Below are 21714 nucleotides of genomic sequence, written 5' to 3' on the forward strand. Positions count from 1 at the left end.
CGCCGCTGCCCGTTCGGAAATCCGCCGCATGCGCCGCATCCGCCGCATCCACTTCGTCGGCATCGGCGGCGCCGGCATGTGCGGCATCGCCGAGGTGCTGCTCAACCTGGGCTACGAAGTGTCCGGCTCCGACCTCAAGGCCTCGGCCGTGACCGAGCGTCTGGAAAGCTTCGGCGCCATCATCTTCATCGGCCACCGCGCGGAGAACGCCGAGCAGGCCGACGTGCTGGTGGTCTCCAGCGCCATCAACACCAGCAACCCGGAAGTCGCCACCGCCCTGGAGCGGCGCATCCCGGTGGTGCCGCGTGCCGAGATGCTGGCCGAGCTGATGCGCTACCGCCACGGCATCGCGGTGGCCGGTACCCACGGCAAGACCACCACCACCAGCCTGCTGGCCTCGGTGTTCGCCGCCGGCGGCCTGGACCCGACCTTCGTCATCGGCGGCCGCCTGAATGCCGCCGGCACCAACGCCCAGCTCGGCAGCAGTCGCTACCTGATCGCCGAGGCCGACGAGAGCGACGCCAGCTTCCTGCACCTGCAGCCGATGGTCTCGGTGGTCACCAATATCGACGCCGACCACATGAGCACCTACGGCGGCGACTTCAACGTCCTGAAGAAGACCTTCATCGAGTTCCTGCACAACCTGCCGTTCTACGGCCTGGCCGTGCTCTGCGTTGATGACCCGGTGGTGCGCGAGCTGCTGCCGCAGGTGGCGCGGCCGACCGTGACCTACGGCTTCGCCGAGGACGCCGACGTGCGTGCGATCAACGTGCGCCAGCAGGGCATGCAGACCCACTTCACCGTGCTGCGCACCGGTCGCGAGCCGCTGGACGTGTCGGTGAACATGCCGGGCAACCACAACGTCCTGAACTCCCTGGCGACCATCGCCATCGCCACCGACGAAGGCATCGACGATGCCGCCATCGTCGCCGGCCTGTCCGGCTTCCAGGGCGTCGGCCGGCGCTTCCAGGTCTACGGCGAGCTGCCGGTGGACGGTGGCAGCGTGATGCTGGTCGACGACTACGGCCACCACCCGCGCGAAGTCGCCGCGGTGATCAAGGCCGTACGCGGTGGCTGGCCGGAGCGCCGCTTGGTGATGGTCTACCAGCCGCACCGCTACAGCCGTACCCGCGACCTGTACGACGACTTCGTTCAGGTTCTCGGCGACGCCAAGGTGTTGCTGCTGCTGGAAGTCTACCCGGCCGGCGAAGCGCCGATTCCCGGTGCCGACAGCCGCCACCTGTGCCACAGCATCCGCCAGCGTGGCCAGCTGGACCCCATCTATGTCGAGCGTGGCGCCGACCTGGCACCCATCATCAAGCCGTTGCTGCGTGCCGGCGACATCCTCCTGTGCCAGGGCGCCGGCGATATCGGCGGCGTGGCCCCGCACCTGATCAAACACCCGCTGTTCACGGCTGAAGGGGAGTCGAAATGAGTCTGCAGTCCACCCTCGATCCCAAGGCCTTCGGCCGCGTCGCCGTGCTGTTCGGCGGCAAGAGCGCCGAGCGCGAAGTCTCGCTGAAATCCGGCGCCGCCGTGCTGCAGGCCCTGCAGGCGGCCGGCGTGGATGCCTTCGGCATCGATGTCGGCGATGACCTGTTGCCGCGCCTGACCCGAGAGAAGATCGACCGCGCCTTCATCGTCCTGCACGGTCGTGGCGGCGAAGACGGTGCCATGCAAGGCCTGCTGGAGTGCGCCGGCATCCCCTACACCGGCAGCGGCATCCTCGCCTCCGCCCTAGCCATGGACAAGCTGCGCACCAAGCGCGTGTGGCTGAGCCTCGGCCTGCCGACGCCGAACCACGCGGTGCTGGCCTCGGAAGCCGATTGCCGCGCGGCGGCCGCCGAACTGGGCTTCCCGCTGATCGTCAAGCCGGCCCACGAGGGTTCCAGCATCGGCATGGCCAAGGTCGCCGATGTCGAGGCCTTGATCGCCGCCTGGCGCGACGCCAGCCAGTACGACGCGCAGGTGCTGGTCGAGCAGTGGATCGCCGGCCCGGAATTCACCATCGCCATGCTGCGTGGCCAGGTGCTGCCGCCGATCGGCCTGGGTACTCCGCATACCTTTTATGACTACGACGCCAAGTACCTGGCCAATGACACCCAGTACCGCATTCCCTGCGGCCTCTCGGCCGACAAGGAAGCCGAGCTCAAGGAACTCACCGCGCGCGCCTGCGAGGCCGTGGGCACCCAGGGCTGGGCGCGGGCCGACGTGATGCAGGACGCCGCCGGCAAGTTCTGGCTGCTGGAGGTCAACACCGTGCCGGGCATGACCGACCACAGCCTGGTGCCGATGGCCGCCCGCGCCGCCGGTCTGGATTTCCAACAGCTGGTGCTGGCGATTCTCGCCGACAGCGTCGAGGCCAGGGGTTAAGTCATGGGCGCCACTCTCCGCCACCCGCAACCCATCGGCCGCGCTCCCCTGCGCCAGCCGACGGCTGCGCGCGGCGCGAGCCGGATGGTGGCCAAGGAGCCGCTGTCCGCGCGCCTGCCGAAGCCGGACTTCAGCGGCCTGAAACGCCTGCTGTGGCCGCTGCTGCTGGTCGGCCTGGGTTTCGCCACCTACGAGCTGGCCCAGCGCCTGATCCCCTATGCCGACCGGCCGATCGCGCGGGTCAGCGTGCAGGGCGAGCTGAGCTACATCAGCCAGCAGGCGGTGCAGGAGCGTATCGCGCCGTTCATCGCAGCGAGCTTCTTCACCGTCGACATGGCCGGCATGCGCGCCGAACTGGAGCGCATGCCGTGGATCGCCCATGCCGAAGTGCGCCGGGTGTGGCCGGACCAGGTGTCGATCCGCCTGGAGGAGCAACTGCCGGTGGCCCGTTGGGGCAGCGAGGCGCTGCTCAACAACCAGGGCCAGGCCTTCGCCCCGCGCGAGCTGACCCACTACGAGAACCTGCCGCTGCTGTCCGGCCCGCAACGCGCCCAGCAGCAGGTGATGCAGCAGTACCAGGTGCTCAGCCAGATGCTGCGCCCGCTGGGTTTCTCCATCGTCAGCCTGGAACTGCGCGAGCATGGCAGCTGGTTCATCAGCACCGGCCAGGGGGTGGAGATCCTTCTGGGGCGCGACCACCTGGTAGAGAAAATACGTCGCTTCAGCACCATCTACGACAAGGTGCTGAAAGAGCAGATCGCGAATATCGCGCGCATCGACCTGCGTTACGCCAACGGCCTGGCCGTGGCCTGGCGCACGCCGGTGGCGCCAACGGCGGCTGAACCCGCCGCCGTGCAGTGAATCGAGGAGAAAGTAGAACCATGGCAAGCGTGCAGAGCGGCAAGATGATCGTCGGCCTGGATATCGGCACCTCCAAGGTGGTGGCGCTGGTGGGCGAGGTGACCGCGGACGGCCAGCTGGAAATCGTCGGCATCGGCACCCACCCGTCGCGCGGCCTGAAGAAGGGCGTGGTGGTCAACATCGAGTCCACCGTGCAGTCGATCCAGCGCGCGGTGGAGGAGGCCCAGCTGATGGCCGGCTGCCGCATCCACTCGGCCTTCGTCGGCGTGGCCGGCAACCATATCCGCAGCCTCAACAGCCACGGCATCGTCGCCATCCGCGACCGCGAAGTGAGCCCGGCCGACCTCGAGCGCGTACTCGACGCCGCCCAGGCCGTGGCCATTCCGGCCGACCAGCGGGTGCTGCACACCCTGCCGCAGGATTACGTGATCGATAACCAGGAAGGTGTGCGCGAGCCGCTGGGCATGTCCGGCGTGCGCCTGGAAGCCAAGGTGCATGTGGTCACCTGCGCGGTGAACGCGGCGCAGAACGTCGAGAAGTGCGTGCGCCGCTGTGGCCTGGAAGTCGACGACATCATTCTCGAGCAACTGGCCTCCGCCTATGCGGTACTGACCGACGACGAGAAGGAACTGGGCGTGTGCCTGGTCGACATCGGCGGCGGCACCACCGACATCGCCATCTTCACCGAAGGTGCGATACGTCACACGGCGGTGATTCCGATCGCTGGCGACCAGGTTACCAATGATATTGCAATGGCATTACGCACCCCCACCCAGTATGCCGAGGAGATCAAGATTCGGTATGCTTGCGCCCTGGCCAAACTGGCCGGTGCCGGGGAAACCATCAAGGTTCCCAGTGTGGGCGACCGGCCACCGCGGGAACTGTCCCGCCAGGCTCTGGCCGAAGTTGTCGAGCCCCGTTACGACGAACTCTTCACCCTGATTCAGGCCGAGCTGCGGCGCAGTGGCTACGAGGACATGATTCCTGCCGGGATCGTCCTCACCGGTGGCACCGCCAAGATGGAAGGTGCCGTCGAACTGGCCGAAGAGATCTTTCACATGCCGGTGCGTCTGGGCGTACCACACAGCGTCAAGGGACTGGCCGACGTCGTGCGTAATCCTATCTATTCGACAGGCGTGGGCCTGCTCATGTACGGCCTGCAGAAGCAGGCCGACGGCATTTCCATGTCTGGCAGCAGCCTGTATAGCGACGAACCCAAGGCACCTGTACTGGAGCGGCTGAAACGCTGGGTCCAGGGCAATTTCTGAAAGCAACACCGCGGTTAGCTGTAGGCGATACAACTAGAAAATAAGGAGAGGGGAAATGTTCGAACTCGTAGATAACGTTCCGCAGAGCGCAGTTATCAAGGTGATCGGCGTCGGTGGCGGCGGTGGTAACGCCGTCAACCACATGGTCAAAAACAACATCGAAGGCGTCGAGTTCATCTGCGCCAACACCGATGCGCAGGCGCTGAAGAATGTCGGCGCGCGCACCGTACTGCAGCTCGGCCCTGGTGTGACCAAGGGTCTGGGCGCCGGCACCAACCCGGAAATCGGCCGCCAGGCCGCCCTGGAGGACCGCGAGCGCATCGCCGAAGTGCTGAATGGCGCCGACATGGTCTTCATCACCACCGGCATGGGTGGCGGTACCGGTACCGGTGCGGCGCCGATCATCGCCGAAGTGGCGAAGGAAATGGGCATCCTCACCGTTGCGGTGGTGACCCGTCCGTTCCCGTTCGAAGGGCGCAAGCGCATGCAGGTCGCCGACGAGGGCATCCGTGCCCTGTCCGAGTGCGTCGACTCGCTGATCACCATCCCCAACGAGAAACTGCTGACCATCCTCGGCAAGGACGCCAGCCTGCTGTCCGCCTTCGCCAAGGCCGACGACGTGCTGGCCGGTGCCGTGCGCGGCATCTCCGACATCATGCAGCGTCCGGGCCTGATGAACGTCGACTTCGCCGACGTGAAGACGGTGATGGGCGAAATGGGCATGGCGATGATGGGCACCGGCTGCGCCAGCGGTCCGAACCGTGCTCGCGAAGCCACCGAAGCGGCGATCCGCAACCCGCTGCTGGAAGACGTCAACCTGCAGGGCGCCCGCGGCATCCTGGTCAACATCACCGCCGGTCTGGATCTGTCCCTCGGCGAGTACGCCGCGGTCGGCGAGATCATCGAGGCCTTCGCCTCCGAGGCTGCCACCGTCAAGGTCGGCGCGGTGATCGATGCCGATATGCGCGACGAGCTGCACGTGACCGTGGTCGCCACCGGCCTGGGCGCGCGCATCGAGAAGCCGGTCAAGGTGGTCGACAACACCATCGCCGCCGCTTCCGTCGCGCCGGCGGCCGTGATCAGCGCCGCGCCGCGTGCTGCCGAACCGCAGAGCGTCAACTACAAGGACTACGAGCGTCCCACCGTGCAGCGTCAAAGCCACGCCGGTGCCGCCGCAGCAGCCAAGCTGAACACGCAGGATGACCTGGATTATCTGGATATCCCGGCCTTCCTGCGTCGCCAAGCTGATTGATGGAATTTATCAGGAGTATGAAGGTGATTGGTGTTCAGCAAAGGCCGGTTCTGCTATCATCGCCGGCCATTGTTGACAACAGTTCGCAACTAGCGCACAAGCAGCCAAAGCCATGATCAGACAACGCACCCTGAAAAACATCATCCGTGCCACCGGCGTTGGCCTGCATTCGGGGGAAAAGGTATACCTGACCCTCAAGCCGGCTCCGGTGGATAGCGGTATCGTGTTTCGTCGCACCGACCTCGACCCCGTCGTGGACATCCCCGCCCGCGCGGAAAATGTCGGTGAGACCACCATGTCGACCACTCTGGTCAATGGTGACGTCAAGGTGGATACCGTGGAGCACTTGCTTTCGGCCATGGCAGGCCTGGGCATCGATAACGCCTACGTCGAGCTCTCGGCATCCGAAGTGCCGATCATGGACGGCAGCGCCGGTCCCTTTGTATTCCTGATTCAGTCCGCCGGTCTGGAAGAGCAGGACGCTCCGAAGAAGTTCATCCGCGTGCTGCGCGAAGTGACAGTCGAAGAGGGCGACAAGCGCGCCACCTTCCTGCCCTTCGACGGCTTCAAGGTGAGCTTCGAGATCGACTTCGACCACCCGGTGTTCCGGGGTCGCACCCAGACCGCCAGCGTCGATTTCTCCAGCACCTCCTTCGTCAAGGAAGTCAGCCGCGCACGCACCTTCGGCTTCATGCGCGACATCGAGTTCCTGCGTTCGCAGAACCTGGCGCTCGGCGGCAGCGTGGACAACGCCATCGTGGTCGATGAATTCCGCGTGCTCAACGAAGACGGCCTCCGTTACGAGGACGAGTTCGTCAAGCACAAGATCCTCGACGCCATCGGCGACCTCTACCTGCTGGGCAACAGCCTGATCGGCGAGTTCAAGGGCTTCAAGTCCGGGCACGCGCTGAACAACCGTCTGCTGCGTACCCTGATCGAGCAGAAAGACGCTTGGGAAGTGGTGATCTTCGACGACGCCAGCAACGCCCCGATCTCCTACATGCGACCGGTTGCAGCCGGTTAAGCAGCAACACTCCCTCTTCTAGTTTGATTTAGGCCACCTCCGGGTGGCCTATTTTTTTGTCCGCTATTCGCGCGGCTTGGCGTGGCTGGCCAGGCGTTCGAGGGCGGCGCGCAACCTGGGGTCGCTGATGCCTTCGGCGGCGCTGTTGAGGCTGTCGGCGGCGGCGCTGGAAAGTTCCGCCTTGCGCCCGACATGGTCGACCTGGCCGGTCGGCGGGCGCACCTTGATCTGGATCTTCAGCAGCCCGGCGAACTCCGGCAGCGCCTGCAGCTGGCGCTGCAGGCGGCGCTGCTGATAGTGCAGGCGGGTGGCCCAGTGGCCGTTGCTGGTGAGCAGCAGCAGGCAGCCCTCGCGCCAGCTGGCGACCCGGCAGTGTTCGCGGGCGGCGGGCTCCAGCTGGCCGTCGACCAGCTCCTGCAGACGGGCAATCCGCTGGGCCTGGTCGAACAGCGCCTGCAGCGGTCTGCTGGCATGCAGCAGCGCGGCAGACGCCTTGGCGGGCAGGGGGCGGAAGGTCATGGGCGGGGCGTCGATACGGTCATGGCCGCATGTTAGCAAACCAGGCCTTGCAGTGGACGGCAGGCGCCCCCATATGGAAAGGATTCGCGGTTGCGGACTGTGCTCTGGTCGAGGGCATGATGCGCTTTCCTCGTCGACGTTTCCGAGTAGAATGCCCCCTTTCGCACGCAGCCGAGCCGGCTGCAGGGCTGGCGTTCTGCGTCGCCCATCATCCCAATTAGTGGAAGAATCTGCCGATATGTTTGCGCCGCTGTTGAAGAAACTCTTTGGAAGCAAGAACGAGCGTGAAGTCAAACGCATGCTCAAGGCGGTGACGGCGATCAATGCCCTCGAAGAGCAGATGCTGGCGCTCTCCGACGAGCAGCTGAAGGCCAAGACCGAGGAGTTCAAGGCGCGCCTGGCCAAGGGCGAGACCCTCGACCAGATTCTTCCCGAAGCCTTCGCCGTGGCCCGCGAAGCCGGCAAGCGGGTGATGGGCATGCGTCACTTCGACGTGCAGCTGATCGGCGGCATGACCCTGCACGAAGGCAAGATCGCCGAGATGCGCACCGGCGAGGGCAAGACCCTGGTGGGCACCCTGGCGGTGTACCTGAACGCCCTGGAAGGCCGCGGCGTGCACGTGATCACGGTCAACGACTACCTGGCTCGCCGCGACGCCAACTGGATGCGCCCGCTGTACGAGTTCCTCGGCCTCAGCGTCGGCATCGTCACCCCGTTCATGCCGCCGGAAGAAAAGCGCGCCGCCTATGCGGCCGACATCACCTACGGCACCAACAACGAATTCGGTTTCGACTACCTGCGCGACAACATGGCCTTCAGCCTGGACGAGAAGTTCCAGCGCGAGCTGAACTTCGCCGTGATCGACGAAGTGGACTCGATCCTCATCGACGAAGCGCGCACCCCGCTGATCATCTCCGGCCAGGCCGAAGACAGCTCCAAGCTGTACATGGAAATCAACAAGCTGATCCCGCGCCTCACCCAGCACATCGAGGAAGAGGAGGGCGTGGTCACCCAGGAAGGCCATTACAAGATCGACGAGAAGAGCCGTCAGGTCGAACTCAACGAAGCCGGCCACCAGTACATCGAGGAACTGCTGACCAGCGCCGGCCTGCTGGCCGAGGGCGAGAGCCTGTACTCGGCGCACAACCTGGGCCTGCTGACCCACGTCTATGCCGGCCTGCGCGCGCACAAGCTGTTCCACCGCAACGTCGAGTACATCGTGCAAGATGGCCAGGTGCTGCTGATCGACGAGCATACCGGGCGTACCATGCCGGGCCGTCGCCTGTCCGAGGGCCTGCACCAGGCCATCGAAGCCAAGGAAGGCCTGAATATCCAGGCCGAGAGCCAGACCCTGGCCTCGACCACCTTCCAGAACTACTTCCGCCTGTACAAGAAGCTGGCCGGTATGACCGGTACCGCCGACACCGAGGCCTTCGAGTTCCGCCAGATCTACGGCCTGGACGTGGTGGTGATCCCGACCAACAAACCGCTGGCGCGCAAGGACTACAACGACCTGGTCTACCTGACCCAGGAAGAGAAGTACGCGGCGATCATCGCCGATATCAAGGAAATCCAGGCCCAGGGCCGGCCGATCCTGGTTGGTACTGCCTCGATCGAGACCTCCGAATACCTGTCGAGTCTGCTCAACAAGGCCGGCATGGAGCACAAGGTGCTCAACGCCAAGTACCATGAGAAGGAAGCCGAGATCATCGCCCAGGCCGGTCGCCCGGGCGCGGTGACCATCGCCACCAACATGGCCGGTCGCGGTACCGACATCCTCCTCGGCGGCAACTGGGAAGTGGAAGTCGCCAGCCTGGAAAACCCGACGGCCGAGCAGATCGCACAGATCAAGGCTGAGTGGCAGAAGCGCCACCAGCAGGTGATCGAGGCCGGCGGTCTGTGCGTGATCGCTTCCGAACGCCACGAATCGCGGCGCATCGACAACCAGCTGCGGGGCCGTGCCGGCCGCCAGGGCGACCCGGGTTCGAGCCGCTTCTACCTGTCGCTGGAAGACAGCCTGATGCGCATCTTCGCCTCCGACCGGGTGAAGAACTTCATGAAGGCCCTGGGCATGCAGGCCGGCGAGGCCATCGAGCACAGCATGGTGACCAACGCCATCGAGAAGGCCCAGCGCAAGGTCGAGGGGCGCAACTTCGACATGCGCAAGCAGCTGCTCGAGTACGACGACGTGGCCAACGAGCAGCGCAAGGTGATCTACCACATGCGCAACAGCCTGCTGGCCGCCGACAACATCGGCGAGACCATCGCCGAGTTCCGCGAGGAAGTGCTGACCGCCGCCATCAACAACCATATCCCGCCGCAGTCGCTGCCCGAGCAGTGGGATATCGCCGGTCTGGAAGCGACGCTGTTCAGCGACTTCGGCCTGCGCCTGCCGATCCAGCAGTGGCTCGACGAAGACGACCACCTGTACGAGGAAACCCTGCGCGCGCGCATCCTCCAGGAGCTGCTGGCCGCCTACAACGAGAAGGAAGAGCTGGCCGGCGCGGTGGCCCTGCGCACCTTCGAGAAGCAGATGCTGCTGCGCGTGCTCGACGACCTGTGGAAAGACCACCTGGCGACCATGGATCACCTGCGTCACGGCATCCACCTGCGCGGCTATGCGCAGAAGAACCCCAAGCAGGAATACAAGCGCGAGTCCTTCACCCTGTTCCAGGAACTGCTCGACTCGATCAAGCGCGACACCATCCGCGTGCTGTCGCACGTGCAGATCCGTCGCGAAGACCCGGCCGAGGAAGAGGCGCGCCTGCGCCGCGAAGCCGAAGCCATGGCCCAGCGCCTGCAGTTCCAGCATGCCGATGCTTCGGCAATGGCCCTCGCGGAGCCCGAGGCGGCAGACGCTGGCGAGGTGGCCCAGGCCACCGCGCCGGTGCGCAGCGAGGTGAAAACCGGGCGCAACGAACCCTGCCCGTGCGGTTCCGGGAAGAAGTACAAGCATTGCCACGGTCAGATCGCCTGATCCGGCGGAAGTCAGCTATATAAACAACGCCGCGACCGGCTCTGCCGCTCGCGGCGTTTTGCCACTGCCTGCCGGGCCCTTGCCCGGCCTATGAACAGACTGCTTATTGAGGAGCGCACCCATGGCTGTTGGTCTTGGTCCCCTGCCGGTCCTGCACCCGGTTCCCGGTTTTGAACTTGGCATCGCCTCTGCCGGCATCAAGCGCCCAGGGCGCAAGGATGTGGTGGTGATGCGCTGCGCCGAAGGCTCGCGCGTGGCGGCCGTGACCACCACCAACGCCTTCTGCGCCGCGCCGGTGATCGTCACCCGCGAGCGTGTGCAGGGCGAGGTGCGTTACCTGCTGACCAACACCGGCAACGCCAATGCCGGCACCGGCGCGGATGGCCTGGCCAATGCCAAGCGTACCTGCGCCGCGCTGGCCGCGCTGACCGGCGTGGCCGCCGAGGCGGTGCTGCCGTTCTCCACCGGGGTGATAGGCGAGCCGTTGCCGGTAGCGAAGATCGAGGGCGCCCTGCAGGCGGCCCTCGACGATCTGTCGGAAAACCACTGGGCCGAAGCCGCCACCGGCATCATGACCACCGACACCCTGCCCAAGGGCGCCAGCCGCCAGTTCCAGCATGACGGCGTGACCGTCACCGTGACCGGCATCAGCAAGGGCGCCGGGATGATCCGGCCGAACATGGCGACCATGCTCGGCTACATCGCCACCGACGCCAAGGTCGCGCGCAGCGTGCTGCAGGACCTGGTGCGCGACGCGGCGAACAAGTCGTTCAACCGCATCACCATCGACGGCGATACCTCGACCAACGACTGCTGCCTGCTGATCGCCACCGGCCAGGCGGCGCTTCCGGAAATCACCGAGGCTGCCGGCGAACTGTTCGCCAAGCTCAAGCAGGCGGTGTTCGAGGTGTTCATGGACGTCGCCCAGGCCATCGTCCGCGATGGCGAAGGCGCGACCAAGTTCGTCACCGTGCAGGTCAACGGCGGCGGTACCCACCAGGAGTGCCTGGACGTCGCTTACGCGGTGGCCCACTCGCCGCTGATCAAGACCGCGCTGTTCGCCTCCGACCCCAACTGGGGGCGCATCCTCGCCGCCGTCGGCTATGCCGGCGTGCCGCAGCTGGACGTGAGCAAGATCGACGTGTTCCTCGGTGAAGTCTGCATCGCCAGCAAGGGCGGTCGCGCCGCCAGCTATACCGAGGAGCAGGGCGCCGCGGTGATGGCCCGCGAGGAAATCACCATCCGCATCGAGCTGGGCCGCGGCACCTGCAGCGAGACCATCTGGACCACCGACCTGTCTCACGAGTACGTCAAGATCAACGCCGAATACCGCAGCTGAGCCGGCGGCGTTGCACTCGAGTTGACACAGGGGGCGCCACGGCGTCCCCTGTGCATTCCGCCCACCCTTGTCAGGAGAACCGACATGGCCCTGCAACTGGTCATTGGTGACAAGAACTTCTCGTCCTGGTCGTTGCGCGCGGCGCTGGCCCTGGAACTGACCGGCGAGCCCTACGACGAGCTGAAAGTGCGCCTCTATCAGGCCGACAGCCGCCAGCAGATCCTCGCCCACTCGCCGACCGGCAAGGTGCCGCTGCTGAAGACCGAGGAAGGGCTGATCTGGGATTCCCTTGCGATCGCCGAATACCTCGCCGAACGTTTTGCCGAGTCCCACCTGTGGCCGCGCGGGCAATATGCGCGGGCGGTGGCGCGCGCCGTGTGCGCCGAGATGCACAGCGGCTTCCTCGGCCTGCGCAGCCACCTGTCGATGGACATGCGCCGCGACCAGGCCCTGGAGTCGATCCCGGCCGAGGCGCAGGCCGACATCGCACGCATCTGCCAGCTGTGGGCCGACTGCCGGGCCCAGTTCGGCCAGGACGGGCCGTTCCTGTTCGGCCATGCCAGCATCGCCGATGCCTTCTTCGCGCCGGTGGCCAGCCGCCTGCGCAGCTACCGGGTGGCCCTGCCGGACGTGGCGGCCGCCTATGTCGAGACCATCTACCACTGGCCGGCCTTCCAGCGCTGGTACCAGGCGGCGTTGCAGGAGAGCCCGGCGTGAAGCGTGTGCATGTGGCCGCGGCGGTGATCCGCGGCGCCGATCGGCAGATCCTCCTCGCCAGGCGCGCGGCGCAGCAGCACCAGGGCGGCCTGTGGGAGTTCCCCGGGGGCAAGGTCGAGGCCGGCGAGGCGGTGCGCGATGCGCTGGCGCGCGAACTGGCCGAGGAACTGGGAATCGAGGTGCGCCAGGCGCGGCCGCTGATCCAGGTGCACCACGACTACCCGGACAAGCAGGTGCTGCTGGATGTCTGGGAAGTCTCCGCGTTCAGCGGCGAACCGCACGGCGCCGAGGGCCAGCCGCTGGCCTGGGTCAGCCCGCGGCAGCTGGACGACTACCAGTTCCCGGCGGCCAACCAGCCGATCGTGACGGCGGCGCAGCTGCCCGAGCGCTACCTGATCACCCCGCAAGGGCTGGAACCCGGCGAGCTGCTGCGTGGCGTGCGCCAGGCCCTGGTAGATGGCGTGCGCCTGGTGCAGTTGCGCGCGCCGAATATGTTCGATGCGCAGTACCGCGATCTGGCGGTGGATATCCAGGGCCTGTGTGCCGGCAAGGCCCAGCTGATGCTCAAGGGGCCGCTGGAGTGGCTGGGCGACTTCCCGGCGGCCGGTTGGCACCTGACCGCCGCGCAGTTGCGCCAGTATGCGGCCAAGGGCCGGCCGTTCCCCGCCTCGCGCTGGCTGGCCGCGTCCTGCCACGGGGCCGAGGAGCTGGCGCTGGCGGCGCAGATGGGCGTGGACTTCGTCACCCTGTCGCCGCTGCAGGCGACCCAGACCCATCCCGACGCCGCACCGTTGGGCTGGGAGGTCGCCAGCGAGCTGCTGCGCGGCAGCAATATCCCGGCCTACCTGCTCGGCGGCGTCGGCCCCGAGCACCTGGAGCAGGCCTGGCAGGCCGGTGCCCAGGGCGTCGCCGGCATCCGCGCGTTCTGGCCGGCGTAGGTTGGGTTGAGGGGCGCAGCGCCGAAGCCCAACGGGCGGCACTGAGGATTTCTTCGAGGTGTCAGTTGGGCTTCGCTGCGCTCAACCCAACCTACGGTTTCTCCGCCGCCTGCCACAGCACTTCGTCGACGTGCTGGCGGCGGGCGATCAGGCGGGCGGCGACGAACAGCAGGTCGGAGAGGCGGTTGACGTAGGCCATGCCGACGGCGCGCAACGGCTCCACCGCATTCAGGTGCTGGCAGCGCCGTTCGGCATTGCGCGCCAGGCTGCGGCAGATGTGGGCCTGGGCGACCAGGCGGGAGCCGCCGGGCAGGATGAAGTTCTGCAATGGGCCGATTTCCTCGTTCCAGCGGTCGATGGCCGCTTCCAGGCGTTCCACTTCGCCTTCCTGCAGGGCCTGGTAGTCGGGCATCGCCAGTTCGCCGCCGAGGTCGAACAGGCGGTGCTGGCAGGGCGCCAGGACTTCGCTGACCTCGCTCAGGCCCGGCCACATGCCTTTCTGTTCGGCCAGCTCGGCCAGCAGCAGGCCGAGCTGGCTGTTCAGCGTATCCAGCTCGCCCATGGCTTCCACGCGCGGGTGGTCCTTGGCCACGCGGCGGCCGTCGGCCAGGCCGGTTTCGCCTCGGTCGCCGGTTTTCGTATAGATCTTGCTCAGGCGATAGCCCATCTCAGGTGCTCGTGCTGTCGGTGGTGGAGGTCAGGGGCAGGCGCAGGGTGAAACAGGTGCCCTGGCCCGGCAGGGAGTGCACCTCCATCTGCCCCTTGTGGTTGTTGGTGATGATGAAATAGGACACGGACAGGCCGAGGCCGGTGCCCTGGCCGACTTCCTTGGTGGTGAAGAAGGGTTCGAAGATGCGCTTGCGCACGTGCTCGGGCATGCCGATGCCGTTGTCTTCCACCTGAATTTCCGCCCACGGCGGGTTGAGGCGGGTGCGCAGGATGATGCGCCCCGGCTCGTCCTCGTCGTCGCGCTGGTGGATGGCCTGGGCGGCGTTCTTCAGCAGGTTGAGCAGCACCTGTTCCAGCTCGTTGGCGGTGGCCAGCACCGGGCCCAGCTGGTCGTCGAATTCGCGCTGGATGAGCAGGGTCTTGAAGTCGAAGCTGTCGGCCAGGTCGAAGTCGTTGCCGGCGATTTCCAGGGCCTGGTCGATCAGCGCCGGGAGCTGGCAGGGCGCCATCTGCCGGTTGCTGCGCCGGCTGAAGCTGAGCATGTGGCTGACGATCTTCGCCGCCCGCGAGCCGGCCTGCTGGATGCCGTCGAGCAGCTGCGGGATCTCGCGGGCCTCCAGATAGGCGCTGACATCCTCGAGGGCGATGCCGACCTCGACCGCCTGCTCCTGGTTCTTCGCCAGCTCCGGCGACAGCCGCCGGCGGATGTTCTGCACGTTGTGCAGGATGGCGCCCAGCGGGTTGTTGATCTCGTGGGCCATACCGGCGGCCAGGCCGCCGACCGAGAGCATCTTCTCCGACTGCACCATCATGTCTTCCAGGGACAGGCGCTGGGTGATGTCGTCGATGCGGATCACCACGCCACGGCCACTGCCGCCCATCAGCGGGTAGAAGGTCAGCTCGTAGTGGTGCGGTTCCTCGTTGCGGCTCCAGGTGACCCGCTCGATCTTCTCCACCCGGTGCTGTTCGGCGGTGCGCCTGAGCTGCGGCAGGAAGGGCTTGAGCGGCGGGAAGGCGAGGAACACCGGCTGGTTCAGCGCCTCGTCCAGGCGCGTGCCGGAAAGCGCACTGGCCTCTTGGTTCCACTGGGTGACATAGAGCTGTTCGTCGAGGGCGATCAGGGCCGAGGGCATGGAGTCGATGATGCTGTTGAGGTACTTCTGGAAGCCGGTGAGCTTCTTCTCGATCTTGCTGCGCACCTGCACTTCCAGCTCCAGCTTGCGGTTGGAGTGGCGGGTTTCCTCGGCCAGGGTCTGCGCCTGGTCGAAGGCGGCCTGGGCGTCGTCGCGGGCGCGCTTGAGCTGCTGCTCGCGCGCCTCCATGCGGCTGAGCATGGTGTTGAAGGCGTCGGCCAGGCTGCCGATCTCGTCCTGGTTGCCGCGGGCGACGCGCAGGGCGTAGTTCTCTTCGCGGGTGACCTGGCGGGTGAGTTCTTCCAGATGACGGATCGGCTGGGTGATCAGGCGCCTGATCTGCCGGGCGATCAGGGTCCAGAGCAGGATGCTGAACGCCAGGATCACCCCGCTGGCGGTCAGGGTGCCGGTGTAGAACGCCCCGGGCAGCTCGCCGGAGGCCACCAGCAGCAGATGGCCGGGCAGCTTGCCCGGTTGCGGCAGCTCGATCAGCTGGGTGGCGCGCAGCTCGCCCTGGCGCCAGCTCTCCAGCTCTTCGCTGTGCGCCGGCAGCTGCAGCGAGTCGCCCAGTTGCAGCTCGGCGAGGCGCAGGCCGTGGCTGTCGTAGAGCGCGGCGGCGCGCAGCGGGCTGTAGCTGTCGAGGTTGTGCAGCAGGGCGGCGGCGGCGGCCGGCGAGGTCAGCGCCTTCTGGCTGACTTCCGGGGTGGCGATCAGCCGGCCGAGGGTGTGCAGGGCCTGCGGCGCCACGCTTTCCTGGGAGATCCAGTAGGCGGCGCTGATAAAGGCCAGGTTGGCCACCAGCAGCACGGTGGCCAGCAGGGCCAGCAGGGCGGCGAGCAGTTTGCGGCCGACCGGCAGGTTATCGAGGCGCTGGCGCAGACGGGTCAAGGGCGCAGGTTTCCGCGGAGTGAGGAAGGGCAGGGTAGCGCGGGCTCAGGTGACGGGCAATCCGCGGGCGGCCAGGTGCGCGCTCAGGCGCTGCTGCAGGGCCTGCAGGCGGGGCACGGCCAGTTGCCGCCGGGCGGCCGCCCGGCAGGCATGGCCGAGCAGGTAGGCGATTTCCGTGCGCCGGCCGGCGGCGACATCCTGGTACATGGAGGAGTAGTTGGCGGCGGTGGCGGCGATCACCCGCTGCACCTCCGCGTGCAGGCCCTCGGCGGCGCTGGCCTGGCCGCAGGCGTGCAGCAGCGTGGCCAGTTCCTGGCAGAGCGCGGCGACCTCGTCCGGCCACGCGGCCAAGCCGCCATTGCGGCAGTCGTGGAGCACGGTCAGTGGGTTGATCGCGCAGTTCAGGGCCAGCTTGCGCCACAGCTTGGCAAGGATCTCGGCGCTCCAGGTGTGGGCGATGCCGGCCTGCTCCAGCTCGCCGAGCCAGGCCGGAGCTTGCGCCTGGCCTTCGATGCCGAGCCAGGTATGGCCCTGGCCGGCGAACACCACGCGAAAGTCGTCATCGCGGAAGGCTCCTTCGGTGCTGCTGGCGAGAATGCAGCGCGCCCGCGGCAGGCGCGCGGCGACCGCGTCCTGGCTGCCCAGGCCGTTCTGCAGAAGGATGATCTCGGCGTCCGGGCTCAGGCGCGGGACCAGCGCGGCGGCGGCTTCTTCGGCATCGTAGGCCTTGCAGGCCAGTAGCAGGCGCTGCACCGGGGCGCCGGTGGCGGCAGTCTCGCCGGGAATCGGGTAGCGCCGGGCCTGGCCGTTCTCCACCAGGCTCAGGCCGCCGGCGGCGCGGTAGGCGGCCAGGCGTGGCGCATCACGCAGGATCAGGCGCACCGGCAGGCCGGCGCGGGCCAGGCGGGTGGCCCACAGGCTGCCGAGGCTGCCGGCGCCGAGGATGTGCCAGGTCACTGCGGGTCGGTCACTGCGGCAGCGGCAGGCGCAGCGCGGTGACCCGGCCGCTGGCGTAGGAGTCCGCCAGCAGGGCGCTGGCGCGATCGAGCAGGGTGCTCGGTTCGACCGGCAGCGACTTGGCGTCGAGGCCGACCAGGCTGATCCCCGCCTTGAGGGTGATGAAGCCTTCGCTGGTCTTGAAGGCCTTGAGGTTGAGGCCGTCGTACAGGCGCTTGAAACTGCTCGGCGAGCATTCCTGCAGGTCGTCGAGCAGGGTGATCAGGGCGAAATGGTTGTCGTCCATGCGTGCCAGCACGTCGAGGGGCCGTACCAGCTGTTGCAGGCGCCGGGCCACGCCGTGCAGCAGCTCGTTGTAGAAGCCGTTGCCGTACTGCTGGCGCAGGGTGTTGGCCTCCTGCAGGCCGATCAGCAGGTAGCACACCGCGCCGCCGCGGGACTCGACCTGGCGCAGGCTGTCGGCCAGCTTCTGCTTGAGGTAGCGCGGGTTGCCCAGGCCGGTGAGCGGGTCGACCAGGTTGCGCTGCTCCAGGCTGGAGATGTTCTGCACCAGCATGCGGTTCTCCTGCAACAGGCGCTGCAGGGTGTTGCACAGGCGGTCGGCGGCATACACGCGCGGCACCAGTTGCTCGTTCATCGAGGCCTTGCTGATGAAGTCGTCGACGCCGCGGTCGAAGGCTTCCACCAGCACATTGTCGCCTTCCTTGCCGGTGAGCAGGATGATGTAGGTGTAGTGGTCGGCGGTTTCGTCCAGCTGGCGTACCCGCCCGGTCAGGTCCAGGCCGTCCATCTCCGGCATCAGCCAGTCGGCCAGCAGCACGCTGGCCGGGCGCAGTTCGAGCTGCTGCAGGGCTTCGGCGGCGCTGCTGGCGAAACGCACATCCAGATAACCGGCTTGGCTCAGTGCGCGACCGATCATGGCGCTGGAAAACTTGGCGTCGTCCACCACCAGAATGCTGAGATGGGGGTTGGGCATGATGGGCTCACTGGCAGGGAACTGGGGTGCCGTCGGTACTTCGCCGAACGGGGCGTGTGGGTGTGGTTATAATGAGCGCGCAAATTTTATCGTCAAGCCAGGCGCGCTCTGTCCGTGATATGGATCGCGCCGTCCATCTGGAGGAATTCCATGCCTTCGTTCGACGTGGTGTCCGAACTGGATAAACACGAACTCACCAACGCCGTGGACAATGCGGTGAAAGAGCTGGAGCGGCGTTTCGACCTGCGCGGCAAATGCAGCTTCGAAAGCAAGGACAAGAGCATTACCTTGACCGCCGAAGCCGATTTCATGCTCGAGCAGATGCTGGAAATCCTGCGCATGGCCCTGATCAAGCGCAAGATCGACGCTCAGTGCATGGAGGTCAAGGACGCCTATGCCTCCGGCAAGGTGGTCAAGCAGGAAGTGGAGTTCCGCGAGGGCATCGACAAGGAGCTGGCGAAGAAGATCGTCGCTCACATCAAGGATGCCAAGCTCAAGGTGCAGGCCGCCATTCAGGGCGAGCAGGTGCGCGTTACCGGCAAGAAACGCGACGACCTGCAGGAGGCCATCGCCGCCCTGCGCGCCAAGGAGTTCGGCATGCCGCTGCAATACAACAACTTCCGCGACTGATGGCGCGCAAGCGCCAGATGAAAAAGGCCGGCTGATGCCGGCCTTTTTCATGGGCGCTCGGACGCCTCCGCGGGCGGCGGGGCGCCGTTGGCCTGGCCGTGCTCGCGGCGCCATTGCAGCAGGATGAGGAGCAGCGTGGGAATGCCGAGCAGGGCGGTGACCAGGAAGAACTGGGCATAGCCGAGTTTCTCCACCAGCAGCCCGGAGGAGCCGCCGACCAGGCGTGGCAGCAGCAGCATGATCGAGCTGAGCAGGGCGTACTGGGTGGCGGAGAACTTCAGGTTGGTCAGGCTCGACAGGTAGGCGACGAAGGCCGCGGTGGCGAGCCCGGAGCTGAGGTTGTCGAGGGCGATGGTCAGCACCAGCATGAGCATGTGCGGGTCCAGGGCCAGCAGCAGCTCGGCCACGGTCTGTTCGGCATAGCGCGGGCGGTCGGCGACTTCGCCCAGGCGCGACAGGCTGGCGAACAGCAGGTTGGTCGCGGCGGATGCCGCCCCGCCCAGCAGCAGGATCGGCAGGATGCCGAAACGCACGATCAGCAGGCCGCCGATGGCGGCGCCGAACAGGGTCATGAACAGGCCGAACAGCTTGCTGACGCTGGCGATCTGGCTCTTGGCGAAGCCCATGTCGATGTAGAAGACGTTGGCCATCACCCCCATCACCGTATCGGACATGCGGTAGGTGGCGATCAGGCCGAGCAGCAGCAAGGCCTGCCAGCGGTAGCGCAGGATGAAGTCATTGATCGGCGTGAGCACCGGCCCCAGGCCGCGGCGGCCCATGCGCGACAGGCAGGCGGCGGTGAGGATGGTGTACAGCAGGAAGCGCAGGGTGGCGCGGTCGTCGCGCAGCAGTTCGCTCAGGCCCAGCTCGCCGCGCAGCATCGGCAGGATGTCGCTGTTGTAGAACTGGGTGAACATGGCCGGCACCGAGACCAGCAGCACGATCAGCACCAGCACCGAGGCCAGCTGGCGGTACAGGCCGTAGCGCGCCGCGGCGATCTGGGTTTGCAGCGGCACTGCCGGCTCACGCATCCACAGGGTGGTGATCAGCCCCGGCAGCATGATCATGGCGAACAGCAGGTAGGTGCTGGCCCAGGCGCCATGCTGGTAGCCGGCGTCGGCATTGCCGAACCAGCCGGCGAAGTACAGCGCGCCGGCCGTGCTGAGCAGCACGGCGACCCGGTAGCCGGCCATGTAGCTGGCGGCCAGGGCGGCCTGGCGGGTGTCGTCGACGATTTCCAGGCGGTAGGCGTCCACCGCGATGTCCTGGGTGGCGGAGGCGAAGGCCACCACCACCGCCACGGCGATCAGCCAGGCCAGGTGCTGCTGGGGGTCGCACAGGGCCATGCCGATCAGGCCGAAGACCACCAGCCCCTGCGACAGCACCAGCCAGGAACGGCGCCGGCCCAGGCGGCCGAGCAGCGGCAGGCGCCACTGGTCGAGCATCGGCGCCCAGACCCACTTGAAGGCGTAGGCCAGGCCGATCAGGCTGGCGTAGCCGATGGTCTGCAGGGCCACGCCGGCTTCGCGCAGCCACACCGACAGGGTGGCGAACACCAGCATGTACGGCAGGCCGGCGGCGAAGCCGAGCAGCAGGAGGGCGAGGGCGGCCGGGTGGGCGTAGGTGGCGAGAGCGGCGCGCCAGGATTTACGGGGCATGGGCAAGGTCTGGGGGTAAACGGAACAAAGGGCGCACTCTAACCGTTGAGCTCCATCGGGCGCCAGCCGTGGCGGCGCATATCCACGCGGTTGTTGCGGATGGTCAGGCCTTCTTCGCGCAGGCGCGCGCGCTGCTCGTCGCCGCTCGGGCTGCCGGCCGGCAGGCTCAGGCGGCCGCCGGCGCCGAGCACGCGGTGCCAGGGCAGGCGGGTGTCCGCAGGCAACTGGCTGAGGGTGCGCCCGACCCAGCGGGCGGCGCGGCCGAGGCCGGCCAGGGCGGCCAGCTCGCCGTAGCTGACCACCTTGCCCTCGGGTATCTGCGACAGCAGCAGATACAGGGCGGCGCGCCGGCCCTCGGCGCTTGCCGTCGGGTCGGGGGCGGGGGCATGCTCTGCGCCGATGCCCTGTCCTGCCGGTGGTTTCTGTCCCATGCTGCGCTTCCTGCTCTCGACTGTTCTCTTGGCCGCCGCGGCCTGTGCCCAGGCGGATACCGTGTGGCTGAACAACGGCGATCGCCTGACCGGCAAGATCCTCCTGCTCGACGGCGGCAAGCTGGCGCTGAAGACCCGGTATGCCGGGCGCGTGCTGATCGACTGGAAGGATATCGACACCCTGCGTTCGGACAAACCCCTGCTGTTGCGGCGCAACGGGCTGGACAGCCGGCACAGCCAGCAGTTGCAGGCCGCCGGTGCGGGCCTGGTGACGGTGGTCGACGATGGCCGCGAGACGGTGCCGCTGGCCAGCATCACCCGCCTGGTGCCGCCGCGCCCGCTGCTGCAGGACCGCCTGTGGGAAGGCAACCTCGACGCCAAGCTCGACCTGGAGCGCAACGAGGACCGCACCGACGAGTTCAAGATCAAGGGCGATACGCGGGTCGAGCACGGGCGCTGGCGCCATGTGCTGCACGGCCAGCTGGAGCACGAGACCAAGAACGACGAGAAGAAGGAGGACAACTGGGAACTGGAGTACGACCTAGACCGCTTCTTCACCGAGCACTGGTTCTGGCGGGCCGGTTATGAGCAGGAAGAGGACCAGTTCGAGGACATCGATCGCCAGCGCATTCTCGGCAGCGGCCCCGGCTATCGCTTCTGGGACGACGAGCTGGGGCGTTTCGACCTGATCGGCCAGTTCAACCGGGTGCAGCTGGATTCGCAGGTGGGCGAGCTGGCCTTCAACACCTGGTCGCTGGAGTGGGACTATAAGCGCCTGTTGTGGGGCACGCGCCTGGAGTTCTACAGCAGCGCCGAGCTGCAGGTGCCGCAGATCGACGAAATCGACTACGTGCTCGACAGCGAGGCCGGCCTGCGTTACCGCCTGAATGACTGGGCCCGGCTGTCGCTGCTGTACGAGCTGGACCAGCTGCGCGGCCTGGGCAGCACCTACTCGGAGCGGCGCTACCTGATCGGCGTGGGAGTCGGCTGGTAGCCGTCTACCGGTGCAAAGACGAGGCTTTTCTGAACTCGCGGAGCAATTGCCAGTCTGTGCTTGCTCTGCCGGCGCGTACGCGGATAATGCCGGCCTTTTTGCCCACCCGA

The 21714-nt window shown here is 66.9% G+C and carries 18 protein-coding genes and 1 pseudogene; 12 read left to right on the top strand and 7 right to left on the bottom strand.

All coding sequences use genetic code 11. The annotated features are described in order from the left end of the window. Positions 1 to 28 precede the first annotated feature (28 nt). From murC to lpxC, 6 genes are all read left to right on the top strand, one after another. A complete protein-coding gene (gene murC, locus F3I16_RS10890; protein WP_218573223.1) occupies positions 29 to 1435 on the top strand; it encodes a UDP-N-acetylmuramate--L-alanine ligase in 1407 nt (468 codons plus the stop codon). After that, positions 1432 to 2373 carry a D-alanine--D-alanine ligase gene (locus F3I16_RS10895; RefSeq protein ID WP_160493654.1) on the top strand — a complete coding sequence of 314 codons (942 nt, stop codon included), beginning with the start codon at positions 1432 to 1434 and terminating at the stop codon, positions 2371 to 2373. The genes murC and F3I16_RS10895 overlap by 4 nt, the downstream gene beginning before the upstream one ends. 3 nt (positions 2374 to 2376) lie before the next feature. Beyond that, positions 2377 to 3234 (top strand): cell division protein FtsQ/DivIB, encoded by an 858-nt coding sequence (locus F3I16_RS10900; RefSeq protein WP_160493655.1) that lies wholly within the window; start codon positions 2377 to 2379, stop codon positions 3232 to 3234. 20 nt (positions 3235 to 3254) lie between these two features. After that, positions 3255 to 4502, top strand: a complete 1248-nt coding sequence (gene ftsA / locus F3I16_RS10905) for a cell division protein FtsA (protein ID WP_160082373.1) — start codon at positions 3255 to 3257, stop codon at positions 4500 to 4502. A 55-nt stretch (positions 4503 to 4557) separates the two neighbouring features. Beyond that, complete coding sequence (gene ftsZ / locus F3I16_RS10910) at positions 4558 to 5754, top strand: cell division protein FtsZ (protein WP_160493656.1); 1197 nt, start codon at positions 4558 to 4560, stop codon at positions 5752 to 5754. Between the two features lie 112 nt (positions 5755 to 5866). Next, positions 5867 to 6778, top strand: coding sequence for a UDP-3-O-acyl-N-acetylglucosamine deacetylase (gene lpxC, locus F3I16_RS10915; RefSeq protein ID WP_160493657.1), 912 nt, complete (start codon positions 5867 to 5869; stop codon positions 6776 to 6778). 63 nt (positions 6779 to 6841) lie between these two features. Here the strand turns inward: lpxC and F3I16_RS10920 are convergent, their stop codons facing one another. Continuing rightward, positions 6842 to 7297, bottom strand: a complete 456-nt coding sequence (locus tag F3I16_RS10920; RefSeq protein WP_160493658.1) for a DUF721 domain-containing protein — start codon at positions 7295 to 7297, stop codon at positions 6842 to 6844. 238 nt (positions 7298 to 7535) lie between these two features. Between F3I16_RS10920 and secA the strand changes: the two genes are divergently transcribed. From secA to F3I16_RS10940, 4 genes are all read left to right on the top strand, one after another. Then, the gene (secA, locus tag F3I16_RS10925; RefSeq protein WP_160493659.1) at positions 7536 to 10274 is read left to right on the top strand and encodes a preprotein translocase subunit SecA; all 2739 of its coding nucleotides are present in this window, start codon (positions 7536 to 7538) and stop codon (positions 10272 to 10274) included. A gap of 121 nt (positions 10275 to 10395) precedes the next feature. Beyond that, positions 10396 to 11613 carry a bifunctional glutamate N-acetyltransferase/amino-acid acetyltransferase ArgJ gene (argJ, locus tag F3I16_RS10930; protein ID WP_160493660.1) on the top strand — a complete coding sequence of 406 codons (1218 nt, stop codon included), beginning with the start codon at positions 10396 to 10398 and terminating at the stop codon, positions 11611 to 11613. An 84-nt stretch (positions 11614 to 11697) separates the two neighbouring features. After that, entirely contained in the window at positions 11698 to 12330 is a 633-nt protein-coding gene (locus F3I16_RS10935) for a glutathione S-transferase family protein (protein ID WP_160493661.1), read from the top strand. Continuing rightward, positions 12327 to 13268 carry a Nudix family hydrolase gene (locus F3I16_RS10940; protein ID WP_160493662.1) on the top strand — a complete coding sequence of 314 codons (942 nt, stop codon included), beginning with the start codon at positions 12327 to 12329 and terminating at the stop codon, positions 13266 to 13268. The genes F3I16_RS10935 and F3I16_RS10940 overlap by 4 nt, the downstream gene beginning before the upstream one ends. Positions 13269 to 13359: 91 nt before the next feature. Here F3I16_RS10940 and F3I16_RS10945 read toward each other — a convergent pair whose 3' ends face one another. The 4 genes and pseudogenes from F3I16_RS10945 to F3I16_RS10960 all read right to left on the bottom strand — a co-directional run. Further along, entirely contained in the window at positions 13360 to 13935 is a 576-nt protein-coding gene (locus tag F3I16_RS10945) for a cob(I)yrinic acid a,c-diamide adenosyltransferase (protein ID WP_160493663.1), read from the bottom strand. A gap of 1 nt (position 13936) precedes the next feature. Next, positions 13937 to 15958 (bottom strand): ATP-binding protein, encoded by a 2022-nt coding sequence (locus F3I16_RS10950; protein WP_160493664.1) that lies wholly within the window; start codon positions 15956 to 15958, stop codon positions 13937 to 13939. A 45-nt stretch (positions 15959 to 16003) separates the two neighbouring features. Beyond that, complete coding sequence (locus tag F3I16_RS10955; RefSeq protein ID WP_160493665.1) at positions 16004 to 16915, bottom strand: putative 2-dehydropantoate 2-reductase; 912 nt, start codon at positions 16913 to 16915, stop codon at positions 16004 to 16006. Positions 16916 to 16925: 10 nt separating this feature from the next. Next, positions 16926 to 17903 (bottom strand): annotated as a pseudogene (locus F3I16_RS10960) (response regulator); the annotation flags it as partial. Between the two features lie 138 nt (positions 17904 to 18041). On the opposite strand from F3I16_RS10960, the gene F3I16_RS10965 reads away from it, so the two are divergent. After that, entirely contained in the window at positions 18042 to 18521 is a 480-nt protein-coding gene (locus F3I16_RS10965; protein WP_160082349.1) for a YajQ family cyclic di-GMP-binding protein, read from the top strand. A gap of 47 nt (positions 18522 to 18568) precedes the next feature. Here the strand turns inward: F3I16_RS10965 and F3I16_RS10970 are convergent, their stop codons facing one another. Together F3I16_RS10970 and F3I16_RS10975 are read right to left on the bottom strand one after the other, a co-directional pair. After that, on the bottom strand, positions 18569 to 20179 hold the full coding sequence (locus F3I16_RS10970; RefSeq protein ID WP_160493667.1) for an AmpG family muropeptide MFS transporter: 1611 nt from the start codon (positions 20177 to 20179) through the stop codon (positions 18569 to 18571). Positions 20180 to 20217: 38 nt separating this feature from the next. Next, positions 20218 to 20610, bottom strand: a complete 393-nt coding sequence (locus F3I16_RS10975; RefSeq protein ID WP_160493668.1) for an MGMT family protein — start codon at positions 20608 to 20610, stop codon at positions 20218 to 20220. On the opposite strand from F3I16_RS10975, the gene F3I16_RS10980 reads away from it, so the two are divergent. After that, positions 20609 to 21604 (top strand): DUF481 domain-containing protein, encoded by a 996-nt coding sequence (locus F3I16_RS10980; RefSeq protein WP_160493669.1) that lies wholly within the window; start codon positions 20609 to 20611, stop codon positions 21602 to 21604. The genes F3I16_RS10975 and F3I16_RS10980 overlap by 2 nt on opposite strands. The last annotated feature ends 110 nt before the right edge of the window (positions 21605 to 21714 follow it).

Source organism: Pseudomonas sp. L-22-4S-12, from assembly GCF_009799935.1.
GTDB lineage: Bacteria > Pseudomonadota > Gammaproteobacteria > Pseudomonadales > Pseudomonadaceae > Aquipseudomonas.

What these genes read in the sequence shown, in the direction of transcription:
- F3I16_RS10920 (WP_160493658.1), bottom strand. Translation starts at nt 7,297, where the DNA reads ATGACCTTCCGCCCCCTGCCCGCCAAGGCGTCTGCCGCGCTGCTGCAT.
- F3I16_RS10935 (WP_160493661.1), top strand. Translation starts at nt 11,698, where the DNA reads ATGGCCCTGCAACTGGTCATTGGTGACAAGAACTTCTCGTCCTGGTCG.
- lpxC (WP_160493657.1), top strand. Translation starts at nt 5,867, where the DNA reads ATGATCAGACAACGCACCCTGAAAAACATCATCCGTGCCACCGGCGTT.
- ftsA (WP_160082373.1), top strand. Translation starts at nt 3,255, where the DNA reads ATGGCAAGCGTGCAGAGCGGCAAGATGATCGTCGGCCTGGATATCGGC.
- F3I16_RS10945 (WP_160493663.1), bottom strand. Translation starts at nt 13,935, where the DNA reads ATGGGCTATCGCCTGAGCAAGATCTATACGAAAACCGGCGACCGAGGC.
- murC (WP_218573223.1), top strand. Translation starts at nt 29, where the DNA reads ATGCGCCGCATCCGCCGCATCCACTTCGTCGGCATCGGCGGCGCCGGC.
- F3I16_RS10900 (WP_160493655.1), top strand. Translation starts at nt 2,377, where the DNA reads ATGGGCGCCACTCTCCGCCACCCGCAACCCATCGGCCGCGCTCCCCTG.
- F3I16_RS10965 (WP_160082349.1), top strand. Translation starts at nt 18,042, where the DNA reads ATGCCTTCGTTCGACGTGGTGTCCGAACTGGATAAACACGAACTCACC.
- F3I16_RS10980 (WP_160493669.1), top strand. Translation starts at nt 20,609, where the DNA reads ATGCTGCGCTTCCTGCTCTCGACTGTTCTCTTGGCCGCCGCGGCCTGT.
- F3I16_RS10970 (WP_160493667.1), bottom strand. Translation starts at nt 20,179, where the DNA reads ATGCCCCGTAAATCCTGGCGCGCCGCTCTCGCCACCTACGCCCACCCG.
- F3I16_RS10895 (WP_160493654.1), top strand. Translation starts at nt 1,432, where the DNA reads ATGAGTCTGCAGTCCACCCTCGATCCCAAGGCCTTCGGCCGCGTCGCC.
- secA (WP_160493659.1), top strand. Translation starts at nt 7,536, where the DNA reads ATGTTTGCGCCGCTGTTGAAGAAACTCTTTGGAAGCAAGAACGAGCGT.
- ftsZ (WP_160493656.1), top strand. Translation starts at nt 4,558, where the DNA reads ATGTTCGAACTCGTAGATAACGTTCCGCAGAGCGCAGTTATCAAGGTG.
- F3I16_RS10975 (WP_160493668.1), bottom strand. Translation starts at nt 20,610, where the DNA reads ATGGGACAGAAACCACCGGCAGGACAGGGCATCGGCGCAGAGCATGCC.
- argJ (WP_160493660.1), top strand. Translation starts at nt 10,396, where the DNA reads ATGGCTGTTGGTCTTGGTCCCCTGCCGGTCCTGCACCCGGTTCCCGGT.